Source organism: Kosakonia sp. R1.Fl (assembly GCF_023516815.1).
GTDB lineage: Bacteria > Pseudomonadota > Gammaproteobacteria > Enterobacterales > Enterobacteriaceae > Kosakonia.
Genome location: NZ_JAMGSQ010000001.1, coordinates 2,904,449 through 2,917,488, shown reverse-complemented (window position 1 = coordinate 2,917,488; position 13,040 = coordinate 2,904,449). Strand labels below are relative to the sequence as shown.

12 protein-coding genes are annotated in these 13,040 nt (G+C 56.5%); 1 reads left to right on the top strand and 11 read right to left on the bottom strand.

The genetic code is table 11. The features are described from left to right. Window positions 1-21 precede the first annotated feature (21 nt). The 8 genes from cvpA to pdxB form a co-directional block, all read right to left on the bottom strand. Window positions 22-510: a colicin V production protein gene (gene cvpA, locus M8Q36_RS13730; RefSeq protein WP_020454555.1), complete on the bottom strand. Its 489-nt coding sequence runs from the start codon at window positions 508-510 to the stop codon at window positions 22-24. A gap of 210 nt (window positions 511-720) precedes the next feature. After that, complete coding sequence (gene dedD, locus M8Q36_RS13725; RefSeq protein ID WP_249881247.1) at window positions 721-1,422, bottom strand: cell division protein DedD; 702 nt, start codon at window positions 1,420-1,422, stop codon at window positions 721-723. After that, complete coding sequence (folC, locus tag M8Q36_RS13720) at window positions 1,412-2,683, bottom strand: bifunctional tetrahydrofolate synthase/dihydrofolate synthase (protein WP_249881246.1); 1,272 nt, start codon at window positions 2,681-2,683, stop codon at window positions 1,412-1,414. Before folC ends, dedD begins: the two co-directional genes overlap by 11 nt. A gap of 70 nt (window positions 2,684-2,753) precedes the next feature. Further along, window positions 2,754-3,668: an acetyl-CoA carboxylase, carboxyltransferase subunit beta gene (gene accD / locus M8Q36_RS13715; RefSeq protein ID WP_020454558.1), complete on the bottom strand. Its 915-nt coding sequence runs from the start codon at window positions 3,666-3,668 to the stop codon at window positions 2,754-2,756. A gap of 103 nt (window positions 3,669-3,771) precedes the next feature. Then, window positions 3,772-4,431, bottom strand: a complete 660-nt coding sequence (locus M8Q36_RS13710; protein ID WP_017458627.1) for a DedA family protein — start codon at window positions 4,429-4,431, stop codon at window positions 3,772-3,774. 27 nt (window positions 4,432-4,458) lie between these two features. Next, window positions 4,459-5,271, bottom strand: a complete 813-nt coding sequence (gene truA, locus M8Q36_RS13705) for a tRNA pseudouridine(38-40) synthase TruA (protein ID WP_017458628.1) — start codon at window positions 5,269-5,271, stop codon at window positions 4,459-4,461. After that, the gene (locus M8Q36_RS13700; protein WP_249881245.1) at window positions 5,271-6,284 is read right to left on the bottom strand and encodes an aspartate-semialdehyde dehydrogenase; all 1,014 of its coding nucleotides are present in this window, start codon (window positions 6,282-6,284) and stop codon (window positions 5,271-5,273) included. Before M8Q36_RS13700 ends, truA begins: the two co-directional genes overlap by 1 nt. A 64-nt stretch (window positions 6,285-6,348) precedes the next feature. After that, the gene (pdxB, locus tag M8Q36_RS13695; protein WP_249881244.1) at window positions 6,349-7,485 is read right to left on the bottom strand and encodes a 4-phosphoerythronate dehydrogenase PdxB; all 1,137 of its coding nucleotides are present in this window, start codon (window positions 7,483-7,485) and stop codon (window positions 6,349-6,351) included. Between the two features lie 111 nt (window positions 7,486-7,596). Between pdxB and flk the strand changes: the two genes are divergently transcribed. After that, entirely contained in the window at window positions 7,597-8,604 is a 1,008-nt protein-coding gene (gene flk, locus M8Q36_RS13690) for a flagella biosynthesis regulator Flk (protein WP_249882775.1), read from the top strand. A 31-nt stretch (window positions 8,605-8,635) separates the two neighbouring features. Here flk and M8Q36_RS13685 read toward each other — a convergent pair whose 3' ends face one another. The 3 genes from M8Q36_RS13685 to fabB form a co-directional block, all read right to left on the bottom strand. Beyond that, complete coding sequence (locus M8Q36_RS13685; protein WP_249881243.1) at window positions 8,636-10,066, bottom strand: 6-phospho-beta-glucosidase; 1,431 nt, start codon at window positions 10,064-10,066, stop codon at window positions 8,636-8,638. A gap of 120 nt (window positions 10,067-10,186) precedes the next feature. Continuing rightward, window positions 10,187-11,368, bottom strand: a complete 1,182-nt coding sequence (locus M8Q36_RS13680) for an MFS transporter (protein WP_249881242.1) — start codon at window positions 11,366-11,368, stop codon at window positions 10,187-10,189. A gap of 371 nt (window positions 11,369-11,739) precedes the next feature. Beyond that, window positions 11,740-12,954 (bottom strand): beta-ketoacyl-ACP synthase I, encoded by a 1,215-nt coding sequence (gene fabB / locus M8Q36_RS13675; protein ID WP_200550317.1) that lies wholly within the window; start codon window positions 12,952-12,954, stop codon window positions 11,740-11,742. Between the last annotated feature and the right edge of the window lie 86 nt (window positions 12,955-13,040).

The window sequence follows — 13,040 nt, the reverse complement described above, 5'->3', positions numbered from 1 at the left end:
CTCTAAGCCACATCTCAGGGCTTATGCCCTGGGCAAGAAACTCGACGAGCTTTGCAGATAGTCAAAGAACCATCTGATGATGAAGCTGAATTGCGGGATAAGCTGCGACTTCTGCCAGTCGTCACTTTTCGACAGGCCTGTAAAGGTATCCAGAAAGAACAGAATGGCGGCGACGATCAGCACGCCGCGTAGCGCGCCAAAACAGATCCCCAACACCCTGTCCGTACCCGACAGGCCGGTTTTCTCCACCAGCGCACCGATCACATAGTTAACGATAGCGCCAACAATCAGCGTCGCGATAAACAGGACCGCGATGGCGATGCCATTGCGCACCAGTTCGTCTTCAAAGCCCGTGAACCAGACAGACAGGTAAGTGTAGTAATGACTGGCGACAAAGAAAGCACAGCCCCATGTCACCAGCGATAACGCTTCACGAACAAAGCCGCGGATCAGGCTTACCAGACAAGAAAAACCAATCACCGCAATGATGGCGTAATCAATCCAGACCATATGTGTCCCACGATTTTACGCCCTGTCGTCCAGTTCGGGGCGCATTCTAACAGAAAAAGAAAACGTTTGCGTAGGGATTTCCTTCCCGCGCGGAAATAAAAATGGCGCTGAAAAAATATTCAACGCCATCGGAACTTTGGCCTCTTCGGGCGTAGTAATTACTGGCTTCCCTCGCCCGCTTACCTCAACAAGTGAGGCAAAGTTGAGCCATTAATTCGCGCTATAGTTCATGACGACGCCGCTTAAACCTGAGATCTGTTTAAGCTCGCCGAGCGAATCTTTTAGCTTGTCCCGTGATGCATCCGGTCCCACCAGAATGCGGGTGATTTTACCCTGAACCGGCGTCGTCGGCGACGTGTAAACGCGATATCCCGCGCCACGCAATTTGCCCACCACTTCATTCACTTTATCGGCGTTTTTCAGCGCGCCCAGTTGCACCACATACGCTTTACCGGTCGGCACGGATTTATCTTCCTGCGCTTTCGCCGGCGCGTCGCTGGCCGCCGTCTGCTGCTCACGCGCGGCTGGCGGTTGTGCCTGCTGCTGCGGTTGCGGTTTTGGCTGCGGCTTCTCGACAGGTTTTGGTTTGGGCTGTTCTGCCGGTGTACTGCTCACTTCCGGGTCCGGGTTGTCGTTTGCCGCCAGGCGCGACGAATCCAGCGATGGCGCAGCCGCGTTTCCGGCGCGCACCTCCTCCGCAGCGCCTTCCGGCGGCTGCGCCGGTAACGCTTGCGTTGCCGCAGGCATCATATCCGGCTCATCGCGATCGCCGGGTTTCGGCACCAGCGGAATTGCCGCGAATTCATCCTGGTAATGCTTTTTCTGCCCGTCGAGCAGCCCGGGGAGAATAATCACCCCGAGCGCGACCAGCACAATGGTACCCATCAAACGGTTCTGAAACTTACTTGCCACCGGTTCTCCCCGCTTTTTCCATCGCTTCCATGACATGCGCCACCGTGTGGAACGAGCCACACACCAGCACGGTATCGCAGGCGTCAGCGTCCGCCATTGCCGCCTGCCAGGCCTGCGCGACATCCGGCCATGCACGACCGGTTTGCAGATGTTCCAGCAGTTGTTCCGCTGTCGCACCGCGCGGCCCTTCCAGAGGGGCACAATACCAGCTATCGACCACCGGCTCCAGACAGGCAAGCGTTCCGGCGATGTCTTTATCATGCAGCATGCCAATCACCGCCAGCACGCGTCCGGTTTTCGGTAGTGCGGAAAGACGCCCGGCAAGATAGCCTGCCGCGTGAGGATTATGCGCGACATCGAGGATGAGACGCGGCGACTCGCTCACAATCTGGAAGCGTCCGGGTAAAATCGCCCCGGCGATGCCGTCGCGGATAGCCTGCTCGTTCACCGCCAGCTTGCTGGCGCGCAGCGCGGCTACAGCCGTTGCGGCATTTGGCTGCGGCACCTGCGGTAGCGGTAATCCGTTCAGCTCGCCCTGCGCATCACGAAAACACCAGCTATCAGCGCCCACCTCATACTGCCAGTCCACACCGCGACGCAGCAGGTGCGCGCCTTTTTCCTGCGCCACCGCGTCAATGGTGTGCGGCATGTCCGGTTCGCCCACCACCGCCGGTTTCCCGGCGCGGAAGATCCCCGCTTTTTCGCGGCCAATACTTTCACGATCCGGTCCCAGCCAGTCGGTATGATCAAGCGCAATGCTGGTGACAACGGCGACATCGGCATCGACCAGATTTGTCGCATCCAGGCGACCGCCAAGGCCGACTTCGAGGATCACCACATCGAGCTGCGCCTGTTTAAACAGCCACAGCGCCGACAGGGTGCCGTATTCAAAATAACTCAACGAAATATCGCCACGCACCGCTTCAATTTCGGCAAACGAGTGAGTATGCGCGCTCTCGGGCAGCTCATCGCCCTGTACGCGCACGCGCTCGGTGTAACGCACCAGATGTGGCGAACTGTAAACGCCGACGCGATAACCCGCAGCCAACAGGATAGATTCCAGGGTGCGGCAGGTCGTGCCTTTGCCATTGGTTCCGGCAACGGTAAAGACAAACGGCGCGGGACGGAGCACATCAAGACGCGCCGCCACCTGGCTTACGCGCTCAAGGCCCAAATCGATGGTTTTACTGTGCAGGTTTTCCAGATAAGAAAGCCACGCGGCCAGGGGCGACGTGGCTTGCGGAATGCGTTTTGTGTCCATGATGCCCGTTAATAATGTACGGTTTGAAAAGCAAAAGGGCAGAGCCTGTTGGCTCTGCCCTTCGGTATTATCAGGCTTCGCCTTCCTGATCGGTCGGTGACGGCATCACCGTGCCCGTCAGCGTATCTTCCGGTTCCGGCGACGGCAGATTCATCAGCTTCGCCAGAATACGCGCCAGCTTCAGACGCAGTTCCGGACGGCGGATAATCATATCGATTGCGCCTTTTTCGATCAGGAACTCGCTGCGCTGGAAGCCCGGCGGCAGTTTTTCACGCACGGTCTGCTCGATAACACGCGGACCGGCAAAACCAATCAACGCCTTCGGTTCAGCGATGTTCAGATCGCCCAGCATCGCGAAGCTTGCAGAAACGCCACCCATGGTCGGGTCGGTCAGCACGGAAATATACGGCAGACCGCGCTCCTGCATTTTCGCCAGCGCGGCAGAGGTTTTCGCCATCTGCATCAGGGACATCAGCGCTTCCTGCATACGCGCACCGCCGGAAGCGGAGAAGCAGATAAGCGGGCAGTTGTCTTCCAGCGCCTGCTCGACCGCACGCACAAAACGCGCGCCGACAACCGAACCCATGGAGCCGCCCATAAAGGCGAACTCAAACGCCGCGGCCACAACCGGCATGCCGTGCAGCGTGCCTTTCATCACCACCAGCGCGTCTTTCTCGCCGGTTTCCTTCTGCGCTGTCGCCAGACGGTCTTTGTATTTTTTGGAATCGCGGAACTTCAGCACATCTTTAGGCTCAAGTTCGCTACCCAGTTCTACCAGTGAACCTTCATCCAGCAGGCTATGCAGGCGATTACGCGCTGACATCCGCATGTGGTGGTCACATTTCGGGCAGACCTCAAGGTTACGCTCCAGCTCGGCGCGATACAGCACCTGGCCGCAGCTGTCGCATTTTGTCCACACGCCTTCAGGAATGCTCGCCTTACGGGTGGGGGTAATGTTGCTCTTAATTCTTTCAATCCAGCTCATTGATAACCTTTATACATGAACCTGGTAGCCCATAAATGGTGCACATTAAAACATAACGGTTCGCAACTTGGGATAAAAAAGTGGTCGAACCGCCACTGACTTCTTATTTTGCCTGTCGCGACGCGGCGCGACGATGACGAATAACTTCAAACACTCCGGGAAGTATAGACACCACGATAATTCCCACAATCAGCAGCTTAAGATTCTCCTGAATCGCCGGAATGGTGCCAAAGAAATAGCCTGCGTAGGTAAACAGTAATACCCACAGCAGCGCACCAGCGACGTTGAACAGCGCGAAGTGGCGATAGGACATATGCCCCATACCGGCGACAAAAGGTGCAAAAGTGCGCACGATCGGTACAAAACGCGCCAGAATAATCGTTTTTCCCCCGTGCTTCTCATAAAACTGATGCGTTTTATCGAGATAGCTGCGACGGAAAATCTTTGAATCCGGATTACTGAATAAACGCTCGCCGAACAAGCGTCCAATGGTGTAGTTCACCGCATCGCCCGCAATCGCGGCAACCAACATCAGCACCACCATCATATGGACATTCAGATCGTTGGTGCCAAGCGAGGCCAGCGCACCGGCGACAAACAGCAGCGAGTCACCCGGCAAAAAAGGCGTCACCACCAGGCCGGTTTCGCAAAACAGGATCAGGAACAGGATGGCGTAAACCCAGATGCCGTATTGCGCTACCAGCTCCGCCAGGTGCACATCAATATGCAGGATGAAATCAATAAGGAAGTGTATTAAGTCCATGTCTGGTTATGCCTTTTTAAATTGCGACTAGTCCGCCAGGAACAGCGGGCCCATTGGCGCAGCGGGAAGCTCAAAGCGCGCGGGATAATCCACCGACACCAGATAGAGCCCTTCCGCTTTCGCCGTTGCTGCCGCCAGCGTTCTGTCCTTTACCGCCAGCAACTCTGCTATCCAGCTCTCCGGCTGGTTGTGGGCGCCTACTTCCATCAGGCTGCCGACAATATTCCTGACCATATGATGTACAAAGGCATTGGCTTTGATATCGACCACAATATAAGCACCGTAACGACTGACGTTGATATGCATCAGGTTGCGCCACGGTGTACGCGACTGACACTGCACCGCGCGAAACGAGGTAAAGTCGTTTTCACCGAGCAGACACTGCGCCGCACGGTGCATGCGCTCCGCGTCCAGCGGCTGGTGATAGTGCGTCACACCGTGACCGAGCACCGCCGGGCGCAAACGATGATTGTAGATGACGTAGCGGTAACGGCGAGCCGTGGCGCTAAAACGCGCATGGAAATCATCCGGGACATCTTTGACCCAACGTACCGCGATGTCACCAGGCAAATTCGCATTTACACCCAGCGTCCAGGCCGCGTCTTTGCGCAGCGCCGTGGTTTCAAAATGCACCACCTGGCCGGTCGCGTGTACGCCTGCGTCGGTACGCCCGGCGCAGAACACGTTAATGGGCTCGTTAGCCACCTGCGAGAGCGCTTTCTCCAGCTTCTCCTGCACGCTGCGTACTTCCTGCTGACGCTGCCAGCCGTAATACTTGCTGCCGTCATACTCAATGCCAAGCGCAATTTTGTAGACCGGCGCTTTCAGCTCGTCCTGCATCAGTACAGATACTCCTGAACCAATTTTTCAGCGATTTTCACCGCCATCAGCGCACCGCCAAAACGTACGTTATCGGCAACCGACCAGAACTGCACCTGCTCCGGCATACCGTAATCGTTACGCACGCAACCGACAGAAAGGTGCGCCTGGCCGGAGGCATCGCCGACCTGGGTCGGGAACTCACCCACTTCAGAGAGCGCGATATCTTCAAAGCGGCTGAACGCATCGCGTGCCTCTTCCGCCGCCAGTGGACGAATCGCTTCAAAGCTCACCATCTGCGCATGGCCGTAAAAGACCGGCGACTGTACGCAATTCGCCGAGATCATCAGTCCTTCGTCCTGCAAAATTTTGCGCATCTGATCGACGAGAACCCGCTCTTCACGCACACTACCTTCGCTGTCTGACAGCAGCGGCAGCATGTTGAACGCTAACTGGCGGCCAAAATAGTCGTCTTCATCAATCGGGATACCGTTCAGCAGCTTGGCGCTCTGCCCGGCCAGCGCGTCCACCGCCTGCTTACCGTTGCGGGAAACGGACAGCAGGCACGTTACGCTCACGCGTGATAAACCACCTTCATCAATCAGCGGTTTTAGCGCCGCCAGCAATTGGCTGGTGAGGCTATCCGGCACAGCAATAATGTTGCGATTACGGTAATCCGCCAGTACGAACGGGTTAACATCCGGCATCACCAGCGGCACATCCGGTTCCAGAGCAAACAGACCGCTGGTGTCGATCACCAGACAACCCGCGTTGGTCGCCTCTTCAATATAGGTCGCCGAAGCCTGTGCTCCCGCGACGAAAAAGGCCAGTTGCGCCTGCGTCCAGTCAAACCCGGCGGCATCTTCCACACGCACGGTTTTACCGGCAAAACGCAGGTTTTCACCGGCACTTTCGCTTCTGGCCAGCGCATACACTTCGCCAACCGGGAACTGGCGCTCCGCTAACGTTTCGAGCAAGGCTTCTCCGACAGCGCCCGTGGCACCGAGAACGGCAATATTCCAGCCTTCAGACATGGTGATTTACTCCAGGAAAAAAGCGTCCCCGCCGCACTATTCGGCAGGGAGCATTAAGATGACATTAACGTGCCGGGTTATGCGTGGCGTTGAAACCAAGCTGTTGCAGCAGCGCAGCGGCGCTGGCGTCATCGCACTGCACATACAGCGATGACCATTCACGGCGCTCAAGGTAATTTTTGCGCAGCTTGTCAAACTCACCCGGCGTGCCCGCTACTTTTCGCAGCAGCGCATCGTCGCGGCGCACATCATACACCAAATGCACCAGCCTTTTTAGCGTTGACTGATCAAGCGGGCCATGCAGCGTAATGCGGCCAAATTCCGGTGCGGGCAGCAGCGTGTCGAGCGCCACTTGCTGGCGCTTACCGAGAAAATCGCTAAAGGCTTCAAACACCTGCGTGGTGCCGCGCGCTTTGCCTTCAAGGGTATACCCGGCGATATGCGCCGTCCCGATATCGACAAGGTTAAGCAAGTCGACATTCAGATCCGGCTCCGGCTCCCACACGTCCAGCACCACGCTCAGCGCCTGCCCGGCCTGCAAATGTTGCAGCAGCGCAGCGTTATCGACCACCGGCCCGCGGCAGGCGTTTATCAGAATAGTGCCAGGCTTCAGGCGCGAAAGCAGCGCATCATCCGCCAGGTGCAACGTTTTATACGGCCCGTCTTTAAACAGCGGCGTATGGAATGTCAGCACATCGGCTTCGCGCACCAGTTCATCCAGACTGCGGAAATCCCCGTCGTCGCCACGATCGGCGCGCGGCGGATCGCATAGCAATGTACGAACACCGAACGCTTCCAGTCGCGCCTGCAGGCGACCGCCCACATTGCCGACACCTACGATACCAACGGTGCGATCCTGTAACGCAAAGCCGTCGCGCTCCGCCAGCATCAGCAGCGAGGAGAAAACATATTCGACGACCGCAATCGCGTTGCAACCTGGTGCGGCGGAAAAGGCAATGCCCGCCTGCTGCAAAAACGCCTCATCAACATGGTCAGTGCCTGCCGTCGCCGTGCCGACAAATTTGATCCCCGTGCCCTGTAATAAACCGTCATTTACCTTCGTGACAGAGCGCACCATTAAGGCGTCCGCATCGGCCAGTTCCGCCACGGGAATCGGGCGACCGGGAACCGCTTTTACCTCGCCAAGACGACTAAAAAGATCGCGGGCGTAAGGCATATTTTCATCAACAAGGATTTTCACGCTTCAGTACCTGTTTGAGAACGGGAGTTGAGCGCGCAAGTGTGCCATAATCTCGCGGCCGGGCATACCCGCAATGCCGCCACCGCCACGCGAGAGTAAGAGGAAACCATGATTCAACCCATTCAGGGTGCCCCCGCGCGCCCTCCCGGGCAAGAGCCAGCTCCAGCCGCCAATAATATCGGCGAGCAACCGTTATCCACGATGCAGCGCACTGTGCTCGAGCGTTTGGTTATTCGCCTGATTGCGCTGACCCAACAGCAGAGCGCGGAAGTGTGGGCGGGCGTTAAGCATGATTTAGGGCTGAAGAACGACACGCCGCTGCTTTCCCGCCATTTTCCGGCGGCGGAACAGAACCTCAACCAGCGCGTAGAGACGGCAACGCAGAACCACACAACTCGCCAGATGGTTTCACAGCTGACGGAGCTGTTAAGCCAGGGGAATAATCGCCAGGCAGTGAGTGATTTTATTCGCCAGCAGTTCGGGCAGACGGCGCTAAGCCAGCTGACACCGCAGCAGTTGAAAACGGTGCTGACGATGCTGCAAAACAACCAGATCACGATTCCGCAGCCGCAACAGCGCCCTTCCACCGAGCGCCCGCTGCTGCCCGCAGAGCATAACTCGCTCAACCAGGCGGTTATCAAACTGACCGCGGCTACCGGTGAATCGGGTAAACTTATCTGGCAATCGATGCTGGAGCTGTCCGGCGTGAAAAGCGGCGAACTGATCCCGGCAAAACATTTTACACCGCTGATGACCTGGCTACAGGCGCGTCAGACATTGAGCACGCATCCCGCGCCAACGCTGCATGTTATCCAGACGGCGCTGAAGCAACCGCTGGATAACAACGAGATGCGCAGCATCACCGAATACGCGCAGCAGACATGGCAAGCGACGCCGCAGACGGTGTTAACCACCGCGCAGGTGCAGGATATTCTGAACCATGTGTTCTTGCGCCGCACGGAACGGGCGTCGGGGATGATTGAGGTGCGTGATATTCAGCCGATTTACAGCCCCTTCGTGGCGCCGATTGTAGAGACGGTCAAAGCGATCTCCACCCGTCCGGGTTTCTTCTTTATCGCCCTGCTGATCGTGGCATTTCTTTTCTGGCTACTCAGTTAAAAAAATCCCCTCCGCTGGAGGGGATTCGCTTTTACAGATTGTCACCGTTATGTTTGATCACGTCCTGATACCACCAGAACGATTTCTTGCGGCTGCGCGCCAGCGTGCCGTTGCCGTCGTTGTCTTTATCGACGTAAATTAAGCCGTAACGTTTTTTCATTTCGCCGGTGCCCGCCGAGACCAGATCGATACAGCCCCACGGGGTGTAGCCCATTAAATCAACGCCATCTTCCACCACCGCTTTTTTCATTTCACTGATGTGGTTACGCATATAGTCAATGCGGTACTGATCATTGACCACGCCGTCGCTTTCAGGCTTATCAATCGCGCCAAAGCCGTTTTCCACCACAAACAGCGGCAACTGGTACATGTCGTAGAAGTAGTTCAGGGAGTAACGCAGACCAACCGGGTCGATTTGCCAGCCCCAGTCGGACGCTTTGACATACGGGTTCGGCACCAGGCTCTTGGTTTCGTCGTAATCCAGCTGCGGGTTATCTTCTTTCGCTTTGGTCACGAAAGACATGTAGTAACTGAAGCCGATATAGTCGACGCGACCACGCGTGAGGATCTGCAAATCCTCGTCGGTAATATCGAGTTTGAAACCACGGCGCGCGAAGTAGTTGAGCAGATGCTGCGGGTAATAACCACGCACATGCACATCGGTAAACCAGTAGCGGCGATGCATTGCCACCACCGACATCATCATGTCGTCCGGCGCGCAGGTTAACGGATAGATCGGGCACATGGCGATCATGCAGCCAATTTTAAAATCCGGGTTGATTTTATGTCCGGCCTCTACCGCCAGCGCGCTTGCCACCAGCTCATAGTGCGCCGCCTGATACATAATCACTTCCCGATCTTCACCAGGCTGGTACTTCACCCCGGAGTTAGTAAAGGGCGCGAAATCTTCGTGGTAGTTGGCCTGGTTATTGATTTCGTTAAATGTCATCCAGTATTTCACCTTGCTGCGGTAGCGGGTGAAAACGGCATTGGCGAAGCGGACAAAGAAGTCGATGAGTTTACGGTTGCGCCAGCCGCCATATTCGGTGACGAGGTGATAAGGCATTTCGAAATGAGACAGGGTAATCACCGGCTCAATATTGTACTTCAGGCATTCGTCGAACAGATCGTCATAGAATTGCAGCCCGGCCTCGTTTGGCTCCAGCTCGTCGCCTTTCGGGAAAATCCGCGTCCAGGCAATGGAGGTGCGAAAACATTTAAAACCCAGCTCGGCAAACAGCTTAATGTCGTCTTTGTAGCGATGGTAAAAATCGATGGCATCATGGTTGGGATAATTTTTACCGGGCAGCACGCCGTCGGTAATCTCACGCGGTACGCCGTGCGCGCCTGCGGTCATTACATCGGCAACACTCACGCCTTTACCGCCTTCCTGCCAGCCGCCTTCCAGCTGATGCGCGGCAACAGCGCCACCCCATAAAAAATCCGCTTTAAACCCGGACATATCTCTCTCCTTTCGCTCAATGGTGAACCAAGGATAAACAAGCCCGCGATGACATGACATCATCGCGGGCTTGTTTTGTGAAACCGGTTGCAAAGAGTTTTATTGCTGTGGTTTTCTGCGCTATTTACGGGAGCGGAAAGCGATTAACGTCACGATAATCCCGGTCACCGCCGAGATAGCCCCGGCGAGGAACACCGACGAATAACCGAGCGAGGTTGCCAGCAGGCCGGTCAGCGGGCCGGTGACAGCATACGAGATGTCCTGAAACGCGGCATAACCGCCAAGCGCCGTACCGCGTACCTGCGGCGGCACGCGTTTCACCACTTCCACGCCGAGCGCCGGAAAAATCAGTGAACAACCGCAGCCGGTTAGCGCCGCGCCAAGCAGCGCCGTCCACGCGTCGTGCGCCTGCCACAGCAGCAACAGACCCACGGTTTCAACTATCAGCGAGGCTATCGCCACCCGCACGCCGCCAAAACGATCCGGCATCCAACCAAACAGAATGCGCATCAGCACAAACGTCCCACCAAAGGCGGTCAGGGTAAAGCCCGCCATTGCCCAGCCGTTGCTGGCGAAATAGAGCGAAACAAAAGTGCCGATAACCGCAAAGCCGACGCCCTGTAACGCCAGCCCCAGGCCCGGCTGCCAGATAAGTCCAACCACACTCCACAACGACGGGCGCTCACCCGGATGTGCCGGTACTTTGCGCACGCTGCCGTTAAACGCCCAGGCGATAAACGGTAGCGCGATAGTGGTCGCGGCAAGCGGCGCAAAACCAAACTGGCTGTGGATCCATAACCCCAGCGGCGCACCGGCCGCCAGTGCGCCATAAATCGCCATCCCGTTCCACGACATCACTTTGCCGGAACGCGCCGGGCCAACCAGCCCCATGCCCCAGGTCAGCGTTCCGGTCAGTAACTGGCTTTCGCCAAAACCGAGAATTAAACGCCCCACCACCAGCAACGCGAATTTTGCCAGCGGTTCAACCGGCAATAACGCAGCGAGAAGCCACGCCACACCGGCCAGCGCGCAGGCAAACATTCCCTGCAACGCCGAGCGTTTGGCACCGAACTGATCCGCCAGCCGCCCGGCGTAGCCGCGCGTTAAGACGGTAGCAAGAAACTGAATTCCGACCGCGATACCGACCATCGTGTTGCCGTAGCCGAGCTCGTGGTGAACAAACAGCGGGATCACCGGTAGCGGCAGCCCAACGGTCATATAGGTAAGAAACACCGCGAAAGCGATGCGAAACAGCGAGACATTCGCTGAAGAAGAACGAACAGATTGTGATTCTGCAGACATGCATTACTCCATAACGCAGAGTAAGGCGGGATTTGGAAGTACCACGCCCCCTCTACCTGAGTTTCAGGATTAAGGCGCGTTGGTTAACGTTAAACGCTTACGCATTATCGCGGGGATAATGTTGCGGGTGGAGTTTGCCTGTCAACGTAGCGGGTTGTCAACGCATAAAAATCCCCGCAATAAAAGCGGAATGGTTTTCGCCGCCAGAGCGCGTGCCAGAAACCATAAAAACAGCCTCTGCCAGATCGGTAAGATGTCACTTCAACGACAATCAAGACAGAGCCAAAGCCCGTTGCTGCCCCGCAGAAGAAGGTTTAACGCTGGCAATAAAAAAGGGAGCCTCAGGCTCCCCTTCTCGCGGTAAGACAAACTTATTTCAGTTTGCGCATCACCAGAGTGGCGTTTGTGCCGCCAAAACCGAAGCTGTTAGACATCACGGTAGTCAGCGTGGCATCCATCGGTTTAGTGACAATGTTCAGGCCTTCAGCCTGCTCATCCAGCTCTTCCACGTTAATGCTCGGGGCGATAAAGCCGTGTTCCAGCATCAGCAGGGAGTAGATCGCTTCCTGAACGCCAGCCGCACCCAGAGAGTGACCGGTCATCGCTTTAGTCGCGGAAATCGCCGGGCTGTTGTTGCCGAACACTTCGCGGATAGCGCCCAGTTCTTTCACATCGCCAACCGGCGTGGAAGTCCCGTGGGAGTTCAGATAATCGATCGGCGTATCAACACCGTGCATCGCCATCTTCATGCAGCGCACTGCGCCTTCGCCTGACGGCGCTACCATGTCTGCGCCATCGGAGGTCGCGCCGTAGCCAACGATTTCGGCATAAATGTGCGCGCCGCGCGCCAGCGCGTGCTCCAGCTCTTCAACCACTACCATACCGCCGCCACCTGCGATAACGAAACCGTCACGGTTTTTATCGTAAGTACGGGACGCTTTTTCCGGCGTTTCGTTGTATTTGGTCGAGAGCGCGCCCATTGCGTCGAACTCGCAAGCCATTTCCCAGCACAGCTCTTCGCCGCCGCCGGCAAAAACGATGTCCTGTTTGCCCAGTTGGATCTGCTCTACCGCGTTACCGATACAGTGCGCGGAAGTGGCACACGCGGAGCTGATCGAGTAGTTCACGCCATGAATTTTAAACGGTGTTGCGAGGCACGCGGAAACCGCAGACGCCATCGCTTTGGTGACCACATATGGGCCAACCGCTTTCAGACCACGCGGGCTGCGCATTGCATCAGCGCCGAAAACCTGAGATTTAGACGAACCGCCAGAACCTGCAATCAGGCCCACGCGCGGGTTGTTCTGGTAAACCTCGTCTTTCAGGCCGGCATCTTCAATCGCCTGCTGCATGGAGAGATAGGAATAGATAGAGGCATCGTTCATGAAACGAACCACTTTACGGTCAATCAAACCAGTGGTGTCCAGTTTAACGTTACCCCATACGTGGCTGCGCATGCCGGAATCTTTGAATTCCTGAGAGAATGTGATCCCTGAGCGTCCTTCACGCAGGGATGCCAGGACTTCCTGCTGGTTGCTACCAATGCTGGAAACGATGCCCAGGCCAGTAATCACTGCACGTTTCATTCAATACCCCTAAAGTCGCACTAATTAAGTTTCGTGTCGCAAGATAGCGTACACTTGTACGCCGAACAAGTCCGATCAGACAATTT